The 22,132-nt window shown below is 69.2% G+C and carries 15 protein-coding genes; 11 read left to right on the forward strand and 4 right to left on the reverse strand.

The window, feature by feature from the left end:
* Positions 1–100 precede the first annotated feature (100 nt).
* The 3 genes from VHB92_RS01120 to purH all read left to right on the forward strand — a co-directional run bounded on the left by VHB92_RS01120 (position 101) and on the right by purH (position 4,217).
* Positions 101–1,918, forward strand: coding sequence for a DUF6350 family protein (locus tag VHB92_RS01120; RefSeq protein ID WP_325450521.1), 1,818 nt, complete (start codon positions 101–103; stop codon positions 1,916–1,918).
* 104 nt (positions 1,919–2,022) lie between these two features.
* A complete protein-coding gene (gene purN, locus VHB92_RS01125) occupies positions 2,023–2,619 on the forward strand; it encodes a phosphoribosylglycinamide formyltransferase (RefSeq protein WP_325450523.1) in 597 nt (198 codons plus the stop codon).
* Complete coding sequence (gene purH, locus VHB92_RS01130) at positions 2,616–4,217, forward strand: bifunctional phosphoribosylaminoimidazolecarboxamide formyltransferase/IMP cyclohydrolase (RefSeq protein WP_325450525.1); 1,602 nt, start codon at positions 2,616–2,618, stop codon at positions 4,215–4,217. Before purN ends, purH begins: the two co-directional genes overlap by 4 nt.
* Before the next feature lie 54 nt (positions 4,218–4,271).
* On the opposite strand, the gene VHB92_RS01135 is transcribed toward purH, so the two are convergent.
* Positions 4,272–5,828 (reverse strand): HNH endonuclease signature motif containing protein, encoded by a 1,557-nt coding sequence (locus tag VHB92_RS01135; RefSeq protein ID WP_325450527.1) that lies wholly within the window; start codon positions 5,826–5,828, stop codon positions 4,272–4,274.
* Positions 5,829–6,232: 404 nt separating this feature from the next.
* On the opposite strand from VHB92_RS01135, the gene VHB92_RS01140 reads away from it, so the two are divergent.
* The 7 genes from VHB92_RS01140 (at position 6,233) to VHB92_RS01170 (ending at position 17,014) form a co-directional block, all read left to right on the forward strand.
* On the forward strand, positions 6,233–7,459 hold the full coding sequence (locus VHB92_RS01140) for an MFS transporter (RefSeq protein ID WP_325450529.1): 1,227 nt from the start codon (positions 6,233–6,235) through the stop codon (positions 7,457–7,459).
* A gap of 143 nt (positions 7,460–7,602) precedes the next feature.
* A complete protein-coding gene (locus VHB92_RS01145; protein WP_325450531.1) occupies positions 7,603–8,661 on the forward strand; it encodes a DUF4037 domain-containing protein in 1,059 nt (352 codons plus the stop codon).
* Between the two features lie 84 nt (positions 8,662–8,745).
* Entirely contained in the window at positions 8,746–9,951 is a 1,206-nt protein-coding gene (ddaH, locus tag VHB92_RS01150) for a dimethylargininase (protein ID WP_325450533.1), read from the forward strand.
* 381 nt (positions 9,952–10,332) lie between these two features.
* Positions 10,333–11,412: a Glu/Leu/Phe/Val dehydrogenase family protein gene (locus VHB92_RS01155; RefSeq protein WP_325450534.1), complete on the forward strand. Its 1,080-nt coding sequence runs from the start codon at positions 10,333–10,335 to the stop codon at positions 11,410–11,412.
* A 628-nt stretch (positions 11,413–12,040) separates the two neighbouring features.
* Complete coding sequence (locus VHB92_RS01160) at positions 12,041–13,918, forward strand: ABC transporter ATP-binding protein (RefSeq protein ID WP_414653046.1); 1,878 nt, start codon at positions 12,041–12,043, stop codon at positions 13,916–13,918.
* Positions 13,915–15,729, forward strand: coding sequence for an ABC transporter ATP-binding protein (locus VHB92_RS01165; protein WP_325450535.1), 1,815 nt, complete (start codon positions 13,915–13,917; stop codon positions 15,727–15,729). Before VHB92_RS01160 ends, VHB92_RS01165 begins: the two co-directional genes overlap by 4 nt.
* A gap of 190 nt (positions 15,730–15,919) precedes the next feature.
* Positions 15,920–17,014, forward strand: a complete 1,095-nt coding sequence (locus VHB92_RS01170) for a tellurite resistance/C4-dicarboxylate transporter family protein (protein ID WP_325450537.1) — start codon at positions 15,920–15,922, stop codon at positions 17,012–17,014.
* Between the two features lie 146 nt (positions 17,015–17,160).
* On the opposite strand, the gene VHB92_RS01175 is transcribed toward VHB92_RS01170, so the two are convergent.
* The 3 genes from VHB92_RS01175 to VHB92_RS01185 form a co-directional block, all read right to left on the reverse strand.
* Complete coding sequence (locus VHB92_RS01175) at positions 17,161–17,565, reverse strand: MGMT family protein (protein ID WP_325450539.1); 405 nt, start codon at positions 17,563–17,565, stop codon at positions 17,161–17,163.
* A 39-nt stretch (positions 17,566–17,604) separates the two neighbouring features.
* Positions 17,605–18,054, reverse strand: coding sequence for a GNAT family N-acetyltransferase (locus VHB92_RS01180; RefSeq protein WP_325450541.1), 450 nt, complete (start codon positions 18,052–18,054; stop codon positions 17,605–17,607).
* A gap of 274 nt (positions 18,055–18,328) precedes the next feature.
* Positions 18,329–20,530 carry an NADP-dependent isocitrate dehydrogenase gene (locus VHB92_RS01185; protein WP_325450543.1) on the reverse strand — a complete coding sequence of 734 codons (2,202 nt, stop codon included), beginning with the start codon at positions 20,528–20,530 and terminating at the stop codon, positions 18,329–18,331.
* Between the two features lie 279 nt (positions 20,531–20,809).
* Here VHB92_RS01185 and VHB92_RS01190 point away from each other — a divergent pair, with 279 nt between their 5' ends.
* A complete protein-coding gene (locus VHB92_RS01190; protein ID WP_325450545.1) occupies positions 20,810–22,036 on the forward strand; it encodes an ROK family transcriptional regulator in 1,227 nt (408 codons plus the stop codon).
* The last annotated feature ends 96 nt before the right edge of the window (positions 22,037–22,132 follow it).

A 22,132-nucleotide genomic window follows, 5' to 3' on the forward strand; every position in this document is an offset into this window, starting at 1 on the left:
CCGCCGCCAAGGACTTCGGCGAATGACTTCGGTGAAGGATGCCTGTGCGTTGGCGCGCCCGTCGGCCGGCACGTCGGGGCGCCGGTAGGGTCGTCAGCGCATGAACCGCATCACCGTCATCCTGCTTGCCGCGCTCGACGCGGTGATCGCCCTCGGCGTGGGCGTGGCGATCCCGCTCGTCCCCTTGACCGTGATGTGGGGGCTGCAGTTCGACCTCTCGAGCGACTGGCTGCCGTTCTGGCGCGGGGGAGCCGACATCTGGCTTCTCGGCCAGGGAGTCGACGACACCGTGACGCTCGATCCGACCGCGTCCGCCACGTTCGGGTTGAGCGGCACGAACGTGTTCACCATCAGCACCGCAGCCCTCGGGCTCGCGGTGCTCACCGTGTTTCTCGGCTCCAGAACAGGGCGGAGGGCGTGGGCGACGCCACACGCGCTCGCCGCCGCCATCTCCGGCATCGTCACCTTCGCGGTGCTCTCCGCACTCGTCACGCTGAGCGCCCACACCGGCGCCGTCGTGCCGTCGCTGCTGCAGGGCTCCGTGCTGCCCGCGTGCGTCTTCGCCGTGGGCATCGGCGTGGGCCTCGTGGCGGCCGAGTTGCGCGACCGCGCGGATCCGGCGCGCGGCGATGCGCCCGGCGGCGAGCATCCGCAGCACCTGCCCTGGCCGGCGGCGGGTTGGAGCCCGGCCACGCGCGCGGTGCTCGCCGCGATCCTGCGGGGCGGGATGGCGGCATCCGCTCTGGTCGTGGCGGCATCCGCCGTGTTCCTCACCGTGCTGATGCTGATCGGCTACGGGCGCATCGTCGGCCTCTACGAGACGCTGCAGCCCGGAGTGCTGGGCGCGGGAGCGCTCACGCTCGCCCAGCTCGCGCTGCTCCCGAACGCCGTGATCTGGGCGGCATCGTGGCTCGCCGGCCCCGGTTTCGCCATCGGGGCCGGCTCGTCCGTCGACGTGGCGCAGACCACGCTCGGGCCCCTGCCCAGCGTTCCGCTGTTCGGGGTGCTGCCGCAGAGCGACCCCGGTTTCGGACTCGCGGCCGTGCTCGTGCCCGTGCTGTGCGGTGCGGTCGCCGGATTCCTCCTCCGCCGTTGGATAGAGCGGATGTCTGCCGCCCAGGCGGCGGCACGCCTCGACGGATATCGACCGGGCACGCGTGCCGGCGGCGTCGGCGGTGCGCGCGGAAGGCTCGAGCACGGGATCGGCGGCAGGCCCGGCGGCGCCCTTGAGTGGGGGGCCGGGCGCCTCGCGCTCGTCGTTCTCGGCATGGGTGTGTGTTCCGGGGCGGTGCTCGGGCTGCTCGCCTGGTGGTCGTCGGGCGCGATCGGTCCCGGCCGGCTCCAGCACGCCGGCCCCAACCCGCTTCTGGTCGCCGCCGCGGTCGCCGCAGAGGTGATGATCGGCGCCGGCATCGGCATCGCGGTGAGACGCGAATCCGCTCTCGAGCCGGGTCGTACCGGTGCGCGAGAACGACGAGAGCGAACGACTTTTATCGCTGGTCAGACCCCTCTTTCGTCGCCTGCGGAGCCGCGCGTGTCGGCGACGGGAGCACGCCGGTCGGGCGACCGCGTCGTGCCGACGGATGACGACGACAAGGACTGGATCGCCGCGCTCGAATTCGACGACGAACCGCCGGCGCACTCGCCGCGGGAGACGTCGCGATCGACCGCGACCGCGACGCGGGGCAGGGCCGCCCGGGACCGTGCCAAGTCCGCAAGCGGCAGGTCCGCGCTCGATGGTTCTGCATCCGGTGCCTCTGGGTTGGCTGCGCCTGGGCTCGGTGGCTCTGGACTCGTCAGGCCGTCCGCTCCGCGCGTGCCGACCCCGCGCGGTCGCCTGCCGAAGACCGCCAGGGAGCGGGATTTCGCCGAGCCGGAGTTCGCCAGTCACGAGACATCCGAAAGCGACGATCGGTAGTCTCAGCGCGGCCGCAGCGCCGTCGGCTCGCCGTGCGATCTCCCGTCCGGCACCGCATCGCTCATCTGCGCAAGAGACCTCCGGCGCGCCGGTAGGCTGAGTGCGTGCTCTCGCTCGTCGTGCTGGTCTCCGGCGCTGGATCCAACCTGCGCTCGCTGCTCGAGGCATCCGAGGATGCCGAGTTTCCGGCGCGTGTCGTCGCGGTAGGCAGCGACAGGGACGACGCGGGCGGGCTGCAGGTGGCCGAGGAGTTCGGCATCCCCACGTTCACGGTCGCGTTCTCGTCGTTCGACGACCGTGCCGAGTGGGGTGACGCCGTGCTCGAGCAGATCACGCAATGGGGCCCTGACCTGGTGATTCTCTCCGGTTTCATGCGGCTCTTCCCGCCGCGTGTCGTCGATGCGCTGAGCCCTGACCTGATCAACACGCATCCGGCTTTCCTGCCCGAGTTCCCGGGCGCGCACGCGGTTCGCGACGCCTTGAAAGCGGGAGTGAACCAGACCGGCGCGAGCGTCATCGTCGTGGACAACGGAGTCGACACGGGGCCGATCATCGCCAGGGAGCGCGTGCCCGTGCTGCCGGACGACACCGAGTCCAGCCTGCACGAACGCATCAAGATCGTCGAGCGCCGTCTGCTGATCCAGGCCGTTCTCGACATCGCCAACGGAAACCTCGATCTGAAGGAGCTGGCAACAGCATGAGCGCACCGCACGCCGCCGATCCGAGCCTCTATCGCGAACGCGACGTCATCCCCGTGCGTCGCGCGCTGCTCTCGGCCATCGACAAGACCGGAATCGTCGAGCTGGCCACCCAGCTGAACAGAGCGGGTGTCGAGATCGTCTCGACCGGCAACACCGCCAGGGTGATCAGGGATGCCGCCATCGACGTCACCGACGTGTCCGAGCTCACGGGGTTCCCCGAGTCACTCGGTGGCCGGGTGAAGACGCTGCATCCGGCCGTGCACGCCGGCCTGCTGGCCGATCTGCGCCTCGAGGACCACGAGCGACAGTTGTCCGAGCTGGGCATCGCGCCGTTCGAGCTCGTGATCAGCAACCTCTACCCGTTCGCCGACGCGGTGGCGGCTGGTGCGGCTCCGCTCGAGGTGGTCGAGCAGATCGACATCGGCGGCCCTGCCATGGTGCGGGCATCCGCCAAGAACTTCGCCAACGTGGCCGTCGTCACCTCGCCTTCCCGCTACGCGGAGGTGGCGGAGGCGGTCATCGCCGGCGGCACGAGCCTCGAACTCCGCACGCGGCTCGCCAGGGATGCCTTCAGGCACACTGCCGCGTACGACGTGGCCGTCGCCTCCTGGCTGGGGAACACGCTCGCGCCCGACGACGTCGACGGTGACGAGCGCGGGCAGCTTCCGGCCTGGATCGGCGCGACCTGGCAGCGCAAGGCGGCGCTCCGCTACGGCGAGAACAGCCACCAGGCGGCCGCGCTGTTCGAGTCGCCGGGCGGCAACGGGATCGCCCAGGCCGAGCAGCTCGGCGGCAAGGAGATGTCGTACAACAACTACGTCGACGCCGACGCCGCCCTGCGCGCGGCGTACGACTTCGAGTCGCCGGCCGTCGCCGTCGTCAAGCACGCGAACCCGTGCGGCATCGCCGTCGCCGACGACCTCGCCGAGGCGCACCGCAAGGCGCACGAGTGCGATCCGCAGTCCGCGTTCGGCGGCGTCATCGCCGCGAACGGCACCGTGACGCTCGCCATGGCGCAGTCCGTGAAGCCCATCTTCACGGAGGTGATCGTCGCTCCCGACTACGAGCAGGAGGCGCTGGAGCTGCTGCAGACGAAGAAGGATCTGCGCATCCTCAAGCTGCAGCCGGGATTCAGCCTGCCCGTCACGGAGTACAAGCAGCTCTCCGGCGGCATGCTGCTGCAGGATGCCGACAAGCACTTCGCGAAGGCGTCCGAATGGACGCTCGTCGCCGGGGAGCCGGCCGACGCCGACACCCTCGCAGACCTCGAGTTCGCGTGGACGGCGTGCCGTGCCGTGAAGTCGAACGCCATCCTGCTGGCATCCGGCCAGGCCTCCGTCGGCGTCGGCATGGGCCAGGTGAACCGGGTCGACTCGTGCGACCTGGCCGTCAAGCGCGCGGGCGACCGCGCTGCGGGATCCGTGGCGGCATCCGACGCGTACTTCCCGTTCCCGGACGGCCCGGAGATCCTCATTCGCGCGGGCGTCAAGGCGATCGTTCAGCCGGGCGGATCGATTCGCGACCAGCTCACGATCGACGCGGCCAGCGCGGCCGGGGTGACGATGTATTTCACCGGGGAGCGGCACTTCTTCCACTGACGAGACTGGCTGCACGAGTTCATCGTGCCGGAGCGCGTGCCGGCCCCGTCCTCGTCAGACGTGGGCGATTCGTGCGCGACGGGTCGGCCCCCGCCATGGCCGGCGCGGATCGATCCACACCGGCGGTCGGATGTGCGGCACCCCGTTCTGCATGGCGACCTGCCATCCGGAAGTCTCGAGAGTTCGGTGGTGGAACCAGCACAACATCACTCCGTTGTCCGTCTGCGTGGGCCCGCCCTGCGAATGCTCCTGCACGTGGTGGATCTCGCACCATCCGGCGGGGATGCCGCAGCCCGGGATGACGCATCCACCATCGCGCAGCGCGATGCCACGTCGCTGCTGTGGCGTGAAGCACCGTTCGGGGGAGCCCAACGCCGTCAACCGTCCGTCGGGGTCGAAGTAACCCTTCTGGATCCCGCCCGTGCAGATGAACTGCTTCACGGCGCCGATCGAGACGGGCTCTTCGACGCCGTCGATCCAGCCGGCGCCCGTTCCCCGTTCGAGATCATCGGCAGACACGGAGACCAGCACGGTCGGCGAAGCACCGCCGATCGTCGGTGTCTCCGCAGCGCGTGCGGCGGAGTCGACGACAGCCATCAGGATGTCGTGGCGCTGCTGCGCCCCATTCCTGGCGTCGCCGTGGAGGTCGGCGTCCCGTCGCTCCTCCTCGGTGAGGAACACGCCGGTGACCTTCGGCGACAGGTACGCATCCATCAGCCGTTCCAGTTTTCCGGCCAGCTCGGGGATCGCATCCAACCGGTAGCGCGTCAGGTCGCCGCGTTTGCCCAGTCTGGTAAAGCCGCGCTCCACCATGGCGCGGCGCTCCCGAGGTTCTGCGCCATCCGGGTCGAGCGCGACCTGCCACTGGATGGCCTGGATCCGGGTCTGATCCGCCGTGAAAGGGACCCATTGCTCACCCGTCGCATCGTCGATCCCGAGCGCGGAAGCGACGAGCGCGTGCTCGGCTTCCGAAAGCAGGCCTGGGTCCGCCCGGCCGCCAGTGCTCGTCATGGTGTTGACGATCACCGTCGCAGCATCGATGCCGAGTCGACCCGCAGCGAAAGCTGCGGCGACGATCGGCACTTGCGGCGGCAGGATCTCTCCGGCCAGCGTTTCGCGTCGTCGCAGGCGCTCGCCGAGACGGCAACGTTGCACAGCGGTCCGCTCGGACACGCCCGTCACCCGCGCGATCAACTCGAATGGCGTGCGACACCCTTGCCTCGCCGAGAGTCGCTCGCCGCCCAATGACGGCCGGGAGCGTTCGGCGACCTCCGCTGCCATCGCGACGCGCAGCGCATCGACGGTCCGTCCGAGCTCCTCGGCTCTCGCCATCGTGGTCAGCAGACCGGCATCGGAGAGACCGGGAATCGCCCCGGCGGTCACGGCTGATCTGGCGCTGGCCATCGCAGCGGCCAAAGCATCCGTGATCTCGTCCATATGACAAGCCAACACCACACCACCGACATCGGGCGGTGCGAGAATGTGCCTCTGATCAGTGGTGTTAGTAAGTTGGCGGCGTCGCAAACTGGGGAGGAGGATACGCGTGGCGCCGAGCAGTTGCCCCCGCTGTACCAGCGCCAGGGCCCCCGGCAGTACGACCGCCACCGCCACTGCTCCGCCACCCACCGCACGCCGCCGCCCGGCCAGCGGCGTCCACCTCGACTTTCATCCGCCGCGCGCCCGCCCACCGCCCCACCGCCACGCCCCCGCCCCACGGCCGCCCAACGACCGACTCCGCCGCACGTCCCGCCCGACCGCTACCACTCCGCCACCGCGCCGCACGTCCCCGCCCGCCGCCGCTCCGCCACTGCTCCGCCACCGCACCGCATGCCCCCCGCCCAGCCATCGGGCATCCACATCGACCTCCATCCGCCACCGCCGCCACCCCACCGCACGCCGCCGCCCAACGACCACCACCGCCCCAGCGCCCTCACCGCTCGCGATACCGTGGAGAGTCGAGGTTGAGGGGCGGGACGAACGGTGATCGACAGCATGCTGAACGCGCGGATCGCAGCGTGAGCAACCTCGGGTTCCGCGCCTACGGCAGACTGCTGTCTGCGCCGTCCAGAGCTCTCATGGTGACGGCGGGACTGCTCGCGCGTACACCGATCGCCGTGCTGGGGTTCGGATTCCTGTTCTTCTCGCACGCCAGCACGGGGTCGTACGCGCTCGGCGGTCTCACCTCTGGGCTCGCGATCGCCTCCATGGGTCTCATCGGACCGCTCGCCGGCCGCGTCGCCGACCGCCGCGGACAGCGGCAGCTGCTGCTGGCATCCTCGATCACGCATCCGCTGGCCATCGCGGGCGCCATCATCTGCGGCGACCTGGGCTCGACCATCGGCCTGGTCGTCATGTCGGTGTTCTGCGGCGTGACGGTCGCGCCGGTCGGAGCATTCATGCGCGCCCGCTGGTCGACCATCGTGGAGGATGCGTTCCTGCTGCGAACCGCATACGCCATCGAAGCGGTGGCGGATGAGATCGTCTGGGTCTTCGGACCGGCCGTCGCCGCGTTCCTCGCCGCGGGTGTGACGCCCGCCGGCGGCCTCATCCTCTCCGGCATCGTCGGCCCGCTGGGCGCCCTCTTCCTCCGGGTGATGCCGGATGCGCGACCGGTCGTGAACACCGGGCACGTCCACCGGCCGGCCCAGCTCCTGCGTTCCGCTCCGTTCCTCGTGCTGCTGATCGCCAGTTTCGCCACCGGCATCGGCTTCGGCATCAACGACCTGTCGATCGTCTCGATGGCGACCGCGAACGGCGTGCCCGAGCTCGCCGGAACGGTCCTCACCGCGTACTCCATCGGCAGCGCGTCAGGCGGATTCCTGTTCGGCGCCCTGTCCACGAGGCTGCGTTCCCGTCAGATGCTGGTGGGCACGGCCCTTGCGCTGTTCGTCACGTGGTCGTCGCTGGCGCTGGCACCCGGCATCTGGTGGTTCTACCCGCTCGGTTTCCTCGCCGGCGCCACCATCGCCCCGCTCATGATCGCCGTCAACCACATCGCGCACGAGATCGTCGCGCCGGCGATCATCACGGAGGCGCTCGCGTGGCTCAACACGCTCGTGATCTGCGGCATGTCGCTCGGCTCGTTCGCCGGAGGCCTCATCAACGACGCGGCCGGACCGCACACGGCGTTCCTCGTGGTCGCATGCACGTCGGCCGCACCCATCATCCTGGTGCTCCTCGGCCTGCGTGCATTCAGAGCCGCACGCGAGGAGGATGCCGTTGCCGCCGCGGAATCCGACTGAGGCTGGCCATCCGGGCGAGCCGGTCTCGAATGCGGGCGTTCGGGCCGGCACTCACGGCTTGGACACCATGTGAAAGGGCACGGGCAGCCCGAAAGGCGCAGGCGCCGCTGAAGCGCAGGCATCACTGAAAGGGGAGACCGCTCATGGATGACGCAGCGACGGGCATCGCCCTCGCCCGCGCGTACTTCGACGACGTGGTCGAGCCGATCCTCGCCGATCGCTTCCCCGGCCTCACATACTCCGCGGGACGTCTCGGGACGGGATCCGACGTTCTCGGCCTCGACGACGCTACCTCGAGAGACCACGACTGGGGACTGCGGCTGACCGTCCTCCTCACTGACGACGCCACGGAGCCCGACTCGATCGCAGCCGTGAGCGCTGGGCTCGATCGGATGCTCCCCGACAGCTTCCGAGGCCTGCCCACCCGGTTCGCGTTCACCGGCGAGACGGCGGCGCGCCATCACATCGACGTCGACTCGATCTCGCACTTCCTGTCATCGCGACTGGGCTTCGACCCGCGGAACGGAATCGGAACAGAGGAGTGGCTCTCGCTCTCGGGTCAGTCGGTACTCGAGGTGACGTCCGGCGCGGTCTTCGTCGATCGTGAAGTTGGGCTCGAGGCCGCTCGACGAGCGCTCACGTGGTACCCGCGCGACCTCTGGCTGTACGTGCTCGCGTGCGACTGGCTCCGCATCGCCCAGGAGCTCCCGCTCATGGGCCGCGCCGCGGATGTCGGCGACGACACCGGATCTCGCATCATCGCGGCCCGCCTGGCCCACGCGGTCATGCATCTGACGTTCCTGCTCGAGCAACGCTGGCCGCCCTACGCGAAGTGGTACGGCTCGCTCTTCAGCCGGCTCCCGTTGGCCGGCACCGTCGGGCCTGCGGTCGACGTCATCCTCACCGCACGGACGATGGAAGAGCGACAGGACGCCATCGCAGCGGCCCTGCAGACGCTTCTGACCCGGCAGAACGCTCTCGGGCTCAGCAGCGTCGCGCGGGCGACCACCGTGCCGTTCTGGGATCGCCCTTACCTGCATCCGGATCGGTCGATCGCCGCAGAGCTGCTGGGCGCCGTCACGGATCCCGACGTGCGCAGGCTGACCGCCGGCCGGGGGTCCATCGAGCAGCGCACCGACAACGTCGACGTGCTCGTCGATCCGGCGGCTCGCCTGGCAGCGGTCAGGATGCGCGATCTGTGAGCGCAACGCGCGCACCGAGCGCGCCCAGCCCATCTGCCCAGCGCACAGCAAGCCCATAACCTCGGCTCCACTAGGGTCATACCCATGACTGTCCCCTGGAGCCGCAAGATCGTGGCATCCGTTCTCACCGGCTTCCTCGTCGCACTTCTGGTGCACATCGGCACCGTCGTGTTCAGCAACGAGGCCTTCCTCCTGCAGGGCGCCGGCTGGTCGGCAGTCGTCTCGCTGAGCGGATTCTTCACGCTCGCGTCGGTGTTCGCCTTCGTGCTGCTGGCGATCGCCGCGTTCTTCGACGTCTTCGCCACGTGGTGGGGCGCGCTCATCACGGGACTCGTCGTCGGCATCATCGCCACGGCGCTCGACACCATGATCTACCTGGCCACCAACGGCCAGAAGCCCGAGATCGGCGTGCTGTGGACGATCACGGGTGAGCGCAATCTGCTCTTCATCGCGCTCGTCACCGCCGTGACGCCCACCTTCGGGCGCTGGCTCTACCGCGTCATCGCGCACTACGACACGGCGGCAGTGCGCGGACGCAAGGTGGCGCTCGTGCGCATCCCGGCCACGAACCTGGCCGACGGCATCGTCACGAACATCGAACGCGTGGCCGTCGATTCGGCCAAGGCCGATGAGCAGTGGGATGCCTATGTGGCCGCGCTCGCTGACAACGGGTGGGAGACCGTCGAGGTGGCATCGGCCGAAACCTTCGCCGACTCGGTCTTCGTGGAGGACACGGCCGTGGTCGTCGGCGACCGCGCGGTGATCGCGCGCTCCGGAGCCGAGCAGCGCAGAGGCGAGGCGCCGGGCACCGAGGCGGTGCTCTCCGATCTGGGCCTGCGCATCGACCGCATCGAGGAGCCGGGCACGCTCGACGGCGGTGACGTGCTGCGCGTGGGCAGCACCCTCTACGTCGGGCGCAGCGAGCGCACGAATGCGGACGGCATCCGTCAGTTGCGCGTCATCGCCGCCGAGCAGGGCTACTCGGTCGTCGCCGTGCCGGTGAAGGGAGCGCTGCACCTCAAGTCGGCAGTCACGGCTCTGCCCGACGGCACGGTCATGGGCGACGCCCGGCACGTCGACACCAGCGTCTTCGACAGATTCCTGGCGGTTCCGGAGCCGAGCGGCTCGGCCGTCGTGGTTCTGGCGGCGGATGCCGTTCTGATGGCGGCCTCGGCGCCGAAGACCGCCGAGCTTCTCGCCGACCTGGGCTACCGCGTCGTCACGGTGGACATCTCGGAGTTCGAGAAGCTCGAGGGCTGCGTGACCTGCCTGAGCATCCTCGTCGGCTGAGGCATCCGCTGATCGAGGGAGCGCGCCCGACCTGCCCGTGACCGTGCAGGTGCTGTTGCGCCGCGCCTGACTGCGCCACCCGCAGCATGTGGCGTGGCCTCGCCGATTGCGCCACCTGGCGGTTCGAGGCCTGTCCGATTGCGCCACTTCTCCGGTAATGCGCCACGTCTTCTGGCGCAATTGCGACAATCTGGCGCAATCGCGGATGGATGCGCGACGACCGATCGCGACGTCCTGGTGCAACCGCGCAGGTACGCACGGCACGGAGTGTCCGGCGCCCGGTCCAGATGGCAAGATGGTGGTGTACGTCCCGCTCATGAGGCGGGACGAATGCTTGTGGCACACCACCCCGTTGTCGCGGCCTGCACGAAGGAGACGCCGATGTCCGCCATGCCCGAACTCACCGAAGCGTTCGGAACCGAACTTCCGCACGAGAAGCTCCTGATCGTGAAGGGACCGCGCAGCGGGCTGACGATCAGCGTGGCCGTGCACTCGACGCGACTCGGCCAGGCATTGGGCGGATGCAGGCTGTGGTCGTACGACAACTGGGTCGAGGCCGTGCACGACTCGCTGCGCCTGGCCGAGGGGATGACGTACAAGAACGCCGCAGCCGGGCTCGCTCGGGGCGGCGGTAAGACCGTCATCCACGTTCCTCGTGGCGTTCAGCTGGATGCCGAGCGGCGCCGCGCAGTCATGCTCGATCTCGGCGACGCGATCGCGTCGCTCGACGGCGCGTACATGACGGCCGAGGATGTCGGCACGAGCGCGGAGGACATGGCGGTCGTCGCGGAGCGGACCACCGACGTGTGCGGGCTGCCCTCCGACAAGGGCGGCGTCGGCGAGCCGAGCGAAGCGACGGCGCAGGGCGTGTACGCGGGCATCCTCGCCACTCTCGACGCCGTGTTCGGGGATCGCACCGTCGCCCGACGCCGGTTCACGGTGCTCGGGCTCGGCCACGTCGGGGCACTGCTCGCGACGCGGCTGGCCGGCGACGGGGCCGTCCTCACGGTGACCGATGTGAACCCGCTCAAGCGCGAACTGGCTGCTCGCCTCGGCGCGCAGTGGACCGAGCCCGACGAGGCGACACGCGTGCCCGGTGACGTGTTCGTGCCCGCGGGAGTCGGCGGCATCCTCACCAGGGAGGTCGTGGACGAGCTGCAGGTGCGTGCCGTGTGCGGCCCGGCGAACAACCAGCTGGCCGAGCGCGGCATCGCCGAGCTGCTGCGCGAGAGGGACATCGCGTGGGCTCCGGACTTCGTGGTCAACGCGGGCGGGGTCATCTTCCTCGACACCCTCACCCGTCCTGGCGCCTCGGCGGAGGCCACGAGGGAACGCGTCGAGCAGATCGGCGACACGGTGGAGCGGATCTTCGCGGATGCGCGCGAGCGGGATGTCACGACGCTCGCGGCGGCCGAAGCGCTAGCGATGGAGCGCCTGGACGCCGTGCCCGTGCTGGCCTGAGCGCGTCGGACGGCGGCACGGCTGCCGTCCGTTCCACGTCGTACGTCGTTCTCAGGCATTCCGAACTCGACGTTGCGCCGGCCGCTGAAGCCGGTATAGCCTGATCTGCTGTCGCTCATCGGGCCCTCCCGGCGTTCTCGCCGGGTCCTGCTCGTCACGCACGGGAAGGTTCGTGCCCTGGTGCGGCATCCGGAAGACTGGTCGAGACTCGGGCCGCTCCACATGCGAGCTGCCCGACACCGCAAGGAGGACGCCATGATGACGAAGACCGAGAATACGCCGCGGGTTCGCGCCGGCGTCGCGGTCCTCGTGCCGTCTGCCTCTGCGGACACGGCCGGGCTGGGAGCATAGCGCCGGGCTCGCACCCGCCGCACGCCTCCCCGCCGTTCCGGCCCGGGCACTGTGCCCGCAACGCGAACGTCCGACCCGCACGGGGCAGCGCCGACTCGTCGGCAGCCGACCGCCCGTCCCCGCTCGGACCACTTCGCGGCGATCGATCTCGTGTCGTCCACGGATCAGAAGTGTCGCTCCCCGGCAGCAGAATCGACTCGACCGATTCGGCTTCGCCCAGACGGATGCTCCGCCATCCGCAACAGAACACCCCGCCTTCCACACGAAACGGTGACCCATGTCTGCCTCTGAGGCACAGAACCAGAGACCACGACTCCGCCCTCCAGAGCACACGGATGCCGACGGCAAGCGGCTGAGCACGTTCCGCTCGCTCGCGCGCATCTACCCGTACGCGAAGCCGGCCATGCCGCGCATCTACCTCGGCATGGTCGCGGCGATCGGCGCATCCATCGTCGCGCTGCTCATTCCCATCGTGCTGCAGGCGCTGGTGGACGGCCCGATGAAGAACGGCGACCCCTCGCGCGTGGTGCCTTCCGCCCTGCTCGTGCTGCTGCTCGGCGTGGCGGAGGCGGTGCTCATCTCGTTGCGCCGCTGGTTCGTGCTCACCCCAGGCACGAAGGTGGAGGCCGACCTGCGCAACGCGTTCTACGCCAAGCTGCAGGACCTGCCGGTGAGCTTCCACGACGGCTGGCCGTCCGGACAGCTGCTGAGCCGTGCCGTCAGCGACCTCAACCTGATCCGCCGCTGGCTGAGCTTCGGGTTCGTGCTGCTGTTCGTGAACATCCTCACCATCGTGATCGGCTTCATCGTGCTGATCACCTGGAACTGGCTGCTCGCGGTGATCTTCATGGTCTGCTCCATCCCGCTGTGGATCTACGGCTATGTGTTCGAGAACCGGTACTCCGTCATCGCGCGCCGCAGCCAGGACCAGGCAGGCGACCTCGCGACGACCGTCGAGGAGTCGGTGCATGGCATCCGCGTGCTCAAGGCGTTCGGCCGGGGCAGGCACGCGCTGCGCAACTTCGAGAAGCAGGCGGAAGACCTGCGCGGAACCGAGATCGCGAAGGCGAAGGCCGTAGCGGGCATCTGGCTCTGGCTGCTGCTCGTTCCGGATGTCGCGTTCGCGATCTGCCTCGTCGTCGGCGTGTGGCTCGTCTCGACCAACTCGCTCAGCGCCGGCCAGCTGCTTGCCTTCTTCGCCACGGCCACGGTGCTGAGGTTCCCGATCGAGTCCATCGGGTTCCTGCTGTCGATGACGTTCGACACCCGCACGGCAGCCGACCGCTTCTTCGACGTGATGAACACGCCGAACACGATCGACGACCCGGAGCATCCGCAGACCGTGACGCATCCGAAGGGCCGGCTGAAGTTCGAGGGCACCCACTTCAGGTACCCCGACACGCCGGAGGGGTACCCCGACCTGCTCGACGGCATCGACCTCGAGCTGGAGCCGGGGGAGACCATGGCGCTCGTCGGCCTCACCGGAAGCGGCAAGTCCACGCTCACCGCCCTCACCACGAGGCTGTACGACGTCACGGGCGGGTCGATCACGCTCGACGGCGTCGATATCCGCAGGCTGACCAGGAACGAGCTGCGCACCCATGTCGCCATGGCGTTCGAGGATGCGACGCTGTTCTCGGCCTCCGTGCGCGACAACGTGCTGCTCGGCCGCGCCGAACTCGCAGGCGACGACCCGGAGACCGCCGCGAAGGCGGATGCCGTGCTCACCGAGGCGCTCGAGGTCGCCCAGGCGGGCTTCGCGTACGACCTGCCTGACGGAGTCGACACCAAGGTGGGCGAGGAGGGGCTCAGCCTTTCCGGCGGGCAGCGGCAGCGCCTGGCGCTGGCAAGGGCCGTCGCGGCGAACCCCGAGGTGCTCGTTCTCGACGACCCGTTGTCGGCGCTGGATGTCGACACCGAGGCGCTCGTCGAGGCGGCGCTGAGGCGCGTGCTCGCCTCCACGACCGCCCTGATCGTCGCCCACCGGCCGTCGACCGTCATGCTCGCCGACCGGGTGGCGCTGCTCGAGGGCGGCAGGATCACGGCCGTCGGAACGCACAGCGAGCTGCTGGCGACCAACGACCACTACCGATTCGTCATCTCGAGTCTCGAGGACGAACAGGAACAGGAAGAGCTCGAGGAGGTGAACCTGTGAGCACGGCAACCGTTCTCGGTGTCGAGGGCGAGGAGCGCGACGACCTCACCAAGGAGGAGTCGCTCCAGGTGCGACGCCGTTCACGGCGGCTGCTCGGGTCGCTGCTGCGGCCGTTGCGCGGCAAGGTGGTGTTCGCGCTGTTCGTCATCGTCGTCTCGACACTGGCGCAGGTGATCGGGCCGACGCTGATCGGCATCGGCATCGACCAGGGGATCTCGGCGCTGAAGTCGCAGGACTGGTGGCCGATCGCGCTCACCGGCGCCGCCTACCTGGTCACCGGCGTGATCGGCGCCGCGACCGTGTCGTGGTACACCGTGATGTCGGCGCGCATCAGCCAGGAGATCCTGCTCGATCTGCGCAAGCGCGTGTTCCTGCACACCCAGAGGCTGAGCCTCGAGTTCCACGAGTCCTACACGTCTGGCCGCATCATCTCGCGCCAGACCAGCGACCTCGACTCCATCCGGGAGCTGCTGGACTCCGGCATCAACCAGCTCGTGCAGGGCGTGCTGTACTCCGGTTTCATCGCGGTGTTCATGTTCGTGAACGACTGGGTGTCCGGCGTCATCCTGTTCTGCTCGCTCGTGCCGCTTTACTTCCTCACCAGGTGGTTCCAGAAGCGGTCGCAGGTGCTGTTCCGGCAGTCGCGCGTGTCGTCGGCCAAGCTCATCGTGCACTTCGTGGAGACCATGACGGGCATCCGCGCCGTCAAGGCGTTCCGCAAGGAGAAGCGCAACGAGAAGGAGTTCGGCGACCTGGTCGAGGACTACCGGGATGTCAACGCGAAGACGATCCAGCTCTTCGGCATCTTCGACCCGGGCCTGGTGCTGATCGGCAACGTGACGGTGGCGATCGTGCTGCTCGTCGGCGGATTCCGGGTGGCGATGGGTGCGCTCCCCATCGGCGTGCTGCTGGCCGTGCTGCTGTACACGCGCCGGTTCTTCGACCCGATGGAGGAGATGGCGATGTTCTACAACTCCTACCAGTCGGCTGCCGCCGCTCTCGAGAAGATCTCGGGTGTGCTGGAGGAGGAGCCGAGCGTGCCAGACCCGGCGCGCCCTGTCGACCTGTGGCAGGCATCCGGTCACGTGAAGTTCGACGACGTGACGTTCGCGTACAAGAAAGACAGGGTGATCCTGCCCGAGTTCACGCTCGATGTGCCTGCTGGGCAGACGATCGCGCTCGTCGGTTCGACGGGTGCTGGCAAGTCGACGCTGGCGAAGCTCATCGCTCGGTTCTACGACCCGACGGAAGGCTCGATCACGCTGGACGGCGTGGACCTGCGCGACCTGCATCCGAAGGATCTGCGGCGCGCGATCGTGATGGTCACGCAGGAGGCGTACCTGTTCTCCGGAACTGTGGCCGACAACATCGCGCTCGGCAAACCGGATGCGACGGCCGATGAGATCCGCGCTGCGGCCGCTGCTGTGGGCGCTGCCGAGTTCATCGAGGGCCTGCCCGACGGGTACGACACCGACGTGAACAAGCGCGGCGGCCGCGTCTCGGCCGGACAACGGCAGCTGATCTCGTTCGCGCGGGCCTTCCTCGCGAACCCGGCGGTGCTCATCCTCGACGAGGCGACGAGCTCGCTCGACATCCCGAGCGAGCGCCTCGTGCAGGATGCGCTGCTCACGCTGCTGAAGGACCGCACGGCGCTCATCATCGCGCACCGGCTCTCCACGGTCGCGATCGCGGACCGGGTGCTCGTCATGGAGCACGGCCGGGTCGTCGAGGATGGCTCGCCCGCGGACCTGATCGCCGGCACCGGTCGCTTCGCGCAGCTGCACGCCGCCTGGAGGGACTCGCTGGTGTAGGGCAGTGTCCGAGGCCGCTGGTCGTTTCACGCCAGACCGCACTTTCAACGATTCGCCGTACGGAAAGCGCGCTTTCCGTGCGGCGAATCGCCAAGCCTCCGGTGTACCCGCCGCAGCGCCCGCGGGGGGTGCCGAGGCGGAGGGGTGCCGTGGCGGAGGGGTGCCGAGGCGCAGCGATACGCTGGCGAGTGTGAGCGCCGCCGCGGAACCCCGGTCCGGGGGCGGAGTCCGGGCCCTGCTCTGTGGCAGCGTCGAGCGGCTGCCCGGCTCGTCCTTCGCCATCGTGATGGCCACGGGCATCCTCTCCGTCGGCCTGGCGCTGGAGGGCCTGGCGATCGCCTCGGTCGTGATGCTGGTCGTGGCGGTCATCTGCTTCGTGACGTTGATCGTGATGACGACATGGCGGGCGGCGGCGCACCGCGAGTCGTTCGCGGCCGAGACAAGGCATCCGGCGACCGCATTCGGCTTCTTCACGTTCGTCGCCGCCGTCCAGGTGCTGGGTACGAGGTTCGCGAGCGTGAGCACGGCGCTCGCGCTCGTGCTGCTGGTGGTCGGATTCCTCGCGTGGGTCATCATGGGGTATGCCGTGCCCTGGTCGGTGCTGTCGCATGCCGGGCCCGGTGAGGCGCTCGCCGGGCTGAACGGCGGCTGGTTCGTGTGGGCTGTGGCGAGCCAGTCCATCGCCGTGCTGGCCGCCGTTCTCGAGCCTCGGTTCGCGGGGGAGCGCGGCGGTGTCGCCGACGTGCTCGCGATCGTGGCGATCTCGGCCTGGGGCATCGGCATCGCGCAGTACGGCATCATCGGGGTCGCCGTCGTGATCAGGATGCTCACGCGCGGCATCGCCGCCGTCGAGTTCGATGCGCCGTACTGGGTCATGATGGGCGCGTCGGCCATCACCGTGCTGGCGGCATCCCGCATCGTCGACATGAGCAAGACGCCCATGGTGCTCGCGACCCGGCCGGTGATCGCGGGATCGTCCGTCGTGTTCTGGGCGTTCGCCAGCTGGCTGGTGCCTGCCCTCGTACTGATGGGATGGTGGCGGCATGTGCAGCAGCGCGTTCCGCTGCGCTACGAGACCGGCCTGTGGGCGATGGTGTTCCCGCTCGGGATGTATGCCGTTGCGAGCATGGATCTCGGACAGGCGGACCGGCTTCCCGTCGTCACGGCCGTCGGCTCGTGGTTCCTGTGGATCGCGGCAGCGGCGTGGATCGCGGTCGCGGTGGCCGGCATCCTGGTGGCAGGCGGCGCCGTGGCGAAGGCCGTGCAGCGCGTTCGACGCGACTGACGCGGCGGCCCAGTTCAGGGCGACGGCCCCTGTTCAGGGCGACGGGCGCTGCTCAGAGCGAGGGGCGCAGTTCAGGGCGACCGGCGCTGTTCAGTATCGTCGGCTCGTCCAGTCTCCGCGGCCGTGCCCGGGCCGTGCGCGTCGCGTCAGCGCGGCGACCAAGCCGCGGCGGCGAGGTCGATGCGGTACCGCTCGACGGCATCCTCGCGGGAAGCCCGCTCCGCATCCATGCCCTTCAACGGCGTGCCCTCGTCGAGGTAGTGCTCCAGCGCCTTTCCCTCGTGGCAGAGCGGAGGCTGCCCCGAGGCGCGGATGACACGCCACCATGGCACATCGGAGCCGTATCGAGCCATCACCTGGCCGACCACGCGCGCGCCGCGTGACCCGAGCACGGCGGCGATCTGCCCGTACGTCATGACCCGTCCGGGAGGGATGTCGGCGACCACCTCGAGAACAGCCTCGACGAATCCCTCCGCGGGACCGAATCCCTCGGCGGGACCGAGTCCCTCCGTGGGACCGGGCCTCCCTCGGTGGTCAGGCGAAGCCGGCATGTGCGTGCGAGGTCATTCCGACTCGGAAGAGACGATCGATCAGAGATCCATCGCTCCGATGGCCTCGCCGTACTGGGTCTCGCCGATCGGCGAGAACCCGGTACGCAGGAAGAACGTCTCGGGACCGAGCTCGCCCGGCTCCCAGATGACGTAGAGACGGCTCTGACCGCGGCGGCGAGCCTCGTCGGCCAGCGCGTCGACAGCGAATCGTCCGATGCCGCGGCCCTGGTCCTCGGCGTCCACGTTGATACGCCACAGGATGGAGCAGAACTCGTCGTCGGCATCCGGGTCGAAGCTGCCCATGACGAAGCCGACCACCTCGTCGCCATCCACCACGACCCGCTGCCACGTGGTGTTGGGATCGTTCACGGCCGCCGCCGCCGAGTATGAGACGGGGGTGATGAACTGCTCCTGGCCGGGCTTCAACGTCAGCGCGTTCGCCGCGGAGATGTTCGACGCGGACAGTTCCTCGAGTCGCAGCTCAGCCATGCGTTCAGCGTATCCGGCGGGCGACGGGCGGTCCACCCGACCAGGATGCCCGCGCCCGGCGTTCGCCGAGAGCGCGCTTCGCGCTGCCGGTAGGGTCTGCGCCGACAGGTCCCGCGCCCGCCGGTCCGCGCGCCGACCGGTCCCCGAAACGACGACGGGTCCGCTTGCATGCACACACAAGCGGACCCGTCGACAGGATGCGGACCCGTCGGCGCCCCAGCGGCCGGGGCCCGGCCCCGGGGCAGCGCCCGGGGCGGGGCCGAGGCGGCGAGGCTCAGAACGCCGCGAGCGCCTCGTTGAACGTGGCGGAGGGCCGCATGACGGCGCTCGCCTTGTCGGCATCCGGCAGGTAGTAGCCGCCGATGTCGGCAGGGCTGCCCTGCACGGCCAGCAGCTCGTCGACGATGGCCGACTCGTCGGCCGCGAGGGTCTCCGCGAGCGGTGCGAACGTGGCGGCCAGCTGCGGGTCATCCGTCTGCTTCGCCAGCTCCTGCGCCCAGTACAGCGCCAGGTAGAAGTGCGAACCGCGGTTGTCGATCGTGCCGAGCTTGCGGCCGGGGCTGCGGTCCTCGTCGAGGAACGTCGCCGTCGCCCGGTCGAGCGTGTCGGCGAGCACCTTCGCAGCCGGCGTGCCCGCCTGCTCCGCGTACTTCTCGAACGCCGGAACGAGCGCGAAGAACTCGCCGAGCGAGTCCCAGCGCAGGTAGTTCTCGGCCACCAGCTGCTGCACGTGCTTCGGCGCCGAGCCACCGGCGCCGGTCTCGAACAGTCCGCCGCCAGCGATGAGCGGCACGACCGAGAGCATCTTGGCCGACGTGCCCAACTCAAGGATGGGGAACAGGTCGGTGTTGTAGTCGCGCAGCACGTTGCCCGTGACCGAGATGGTGTCCTCGCCCTTGCGCATGCGCTCCAGAGAGTAGGCGGTCGCCAGCTCGGGAGCCAGGATCTCGATCGTGAGGCCGCTCGTGTCACCGACGAGCTCCGTGTCGTTCAGGTACTCGCGCACCTTCGCGATGAGCTGTGCGTCGTGCGCGCGGGTCTCGTCCAGCCAGAAGACGGCGGGAACGCCTGTGGCGCGCGCCCGGCCGACGGCGAGCTTGACCCAGTCGCGGATCGGCACATCCTTGGTCTGGCACGCGCGCCAGATGTCGCCTGCACCCACCTCGTGCTGCAGCACGACGTTGCCCGCCGTGTCGAGCACCTTGACCGTGCCCGCCGTGGGGATCTCGAAGGTCTTGTTGTGCGACCCGTACTCCTCGGCGGCCTGCGCCATGAGGCCGACGTTGGACACGGATCCGATCACGGCCGGGTCGAGCGGGCCGTTCTTCTTGACGTCCTCGATGACCGTGGCGTACACGCCCGCGTACGACGAGTCGGGGATGACGGCGAGCGTGTCGTCCTCTTCGCCCTCGCCGTCCCACAGCTTGCCACCGTTGCGGATGAGCGCGGGCATCGAGGCGTCGATGATCACGTCGGAGGGCACGTGAAGGTTCGTGATGCCCTTGTCGGAGTTGACGTACGACAGGCGCGGGCCGCCGGCCAGCGCGAGATCGATGGCCTCGCGGATCCGCTTGCCGTTCGGCAGCGAGTCGAGGCCGGCCAGGATGGCACCGAGGCCGTCATTCGCCTTGAGGCCCGCTGAGGCGAGCTCCTCGCCGTACTCGTCGAAGACATCCTTGAAGTACGCGCGCACCACGTGGCCGAAGATGATCGGGTCGGAGACCTTCATCATGGTCGCCTTGAGGTGCACGGAGAACAGCACACCCTCGGCCTCTGCGCGCTTCAGCGCGTTCGCGAGGAAGGCGTCGAGGTGCTCGGCGGAGAGGTGGGTGGCGTCGATGACCTCGCCGGCCTTGACCGGGAGCGACTCCATCAGCACCGTCTGCTCGCCGTCGGCGGCCTCGAGCACGATTCGCAGGGTGTCGTCCGCGGCCATGGTCACGGACTTCTCGTTGCTCTTGAAATCGTGCTCTCCCATGGTGGCGACAGCGGTCTTGGAGCCCTCGCCGAACGGCTTGTTGCGGTGCGGGTGCTTCTTGGCGTAGGCCTTGACCGACTGGGGCGCTCGGCGGTCGGAGTTGCCTTGGCGCAGAACGGGGTTCACGACCGAGCCGATCACCTTGAAGTACTTCGCGCGGATCTCGGACTCCTCGTCGGTGGCGGGCGAGTCCGGGTAGTCGGGAACGTCGTATCCCTTCTCCTGAAGCTCCTTGATGGCGGCCTTCAGCTGCGGGATCGACGCGGAGATGTTGGGCAGCTTGACGATGTTCGCGTCTGCGGATGCCGTCAGCTCGCCCAGCTCGGACAGCGCGTCGTCGGCCAGGCCGAACTGCGCAAGGATGCGCCCGGCGACCGAGATGTCCCGGGTCTCGAACTCCACGTCCGCCTTCTCGGCGAACGCGGACACGATGGGGAGGAACGAGTACGTCGCCAGCAGCGGTGCCTCGTCGGTGTGGGTGTAGATGATCTTGGTCATCGCGTCAGCACGCTCCAATCGGCGGGAACAGCGGTCAAAACAATCTCGATATCAAGATAAATGTTCCGGTTAGACGATACCCGACCACCGGTCTGCCCGCAGCGTCCTCTTCGCCGCCGACTGCGGCGCTCAGCAGGTCGGGCCGTGTGGCCGCGTCGGCGACCACCTCGACTGGCTCGTCGTCGAGGCTCCCGCCGCGGCTGACGGTAGTCTCGGTGCACGCGACGGGGCGGCGGGCGCCGATCGCATTCGACTTCACGCGGCGAGAACGAGGACCAGATGCGGGCGGGTTCCAACCTCCCGGCCATCGGGGGATACAACCAGGCGGTGATCCTGGATGCCGTCCGCCGCTCGGGGGCGGAGGGCATCAGCCGTGTCGAGGTGGCGGCCAGCACGGGCCTGTCGGCGCAGGCCGTCACCAACATCGTGCGCAGGCTCATCGACGACGGCCTGGTGCTCGAGGCGGGCACGCGCGGCTCAGGAGTGGGCAAGCCGCGCACCATCCTGCGCCTCGAACCGCGCGGCCGTCTCGCGCTCGGCGTGCACCTGGATCCCTCGGTCATCACGGTCGTGCTGCTCGATCTCGCCGGCTCCGTCGTCGACCATCGCACGATTCCGACTCCGCCCTCCGCGACGGCGTCGAAGACGCTGCGACGCATCGTCAGGGTCGCCTCCGAGCTCGTCGAGTCGGCTGAAGTGGATGCGACGCGCATCATGGGCGTGGGCATCGCCGCGCCCGGTCCGGTCGACGTGCAGGCAGGGGTCGTGCTGGATCCGCCGCTGCTGCCGGGGTGGCGCAACGTGCCGGTGCGCGACGAGCTCGCTCTTCGGCTCGGACTCCCCGTGCTGCTGGAGAAGGATGTGACGGCGGCGGCCGTCGGCGAGCTCTGGATGGACGCCTCGGGCGAGCGCGGCGACATGGTGTTCTTCTACTACGGAACCGGAAGCGGCGTCGGACTCGCCGTGCACGGCGAGGTCGTGCGCGGCGTCTCGAACAACGCCGGCGATGTCGGGAACATGGTCGTGGGCGGCGTCCCCGGCGACCCCGGGCACCATCGATGGCTTGCTGGAAACGCGGTGCTGCCGCGATCCCTCGTCGCCGACGCCATCGGTCTCGGAGTGCTCACGGGCGACGCCGACTCGATGACGACGGCCGAGGTGAGGCAGGCGTTCCTGCGCCTGGCGGATGCCCGCGCCACCGACGATCGCGCCGCGGCGATCTTCGATGCCGTCGCCACCGACATCGCCCAGTCGATCGTCACGCTCGTGAACCTCCTGGATGTCGACCACGTCGTGTTCGGCGGCCCGTTCTTCACGCCGATCAGCGAGTTCCTTCTGGAGTGCGTCCCTCCGCTCGTGCGCGCGTCTCCCATGCTCGTGATGCCGCATGAGATCGTTTTCGCGGAGTCCGCGATCGGCGACGACGTCGCCGCCATCGGTGCCGGGTGCCTCGTGCTGGACCACCTGCTGTCGCCCAGGCCCGCCGCGCTCCTGATCCAGCGCTGAAGCCTGCCGAGTTGCACCGCGCCCGCATCTCGGGCGGATTGCCTCTTGACGTGCAATAACTACAAATGATGTAGTAATCCGGTTCGGGTCGACCCT

The organism is Humibacter sp. (assembly GCF_035547335.1).
Lineage (GTDB): Bacteria > Actinomycetota > Actinomycetes > Actinomycetales > Microbacteriaceae > Humibacter.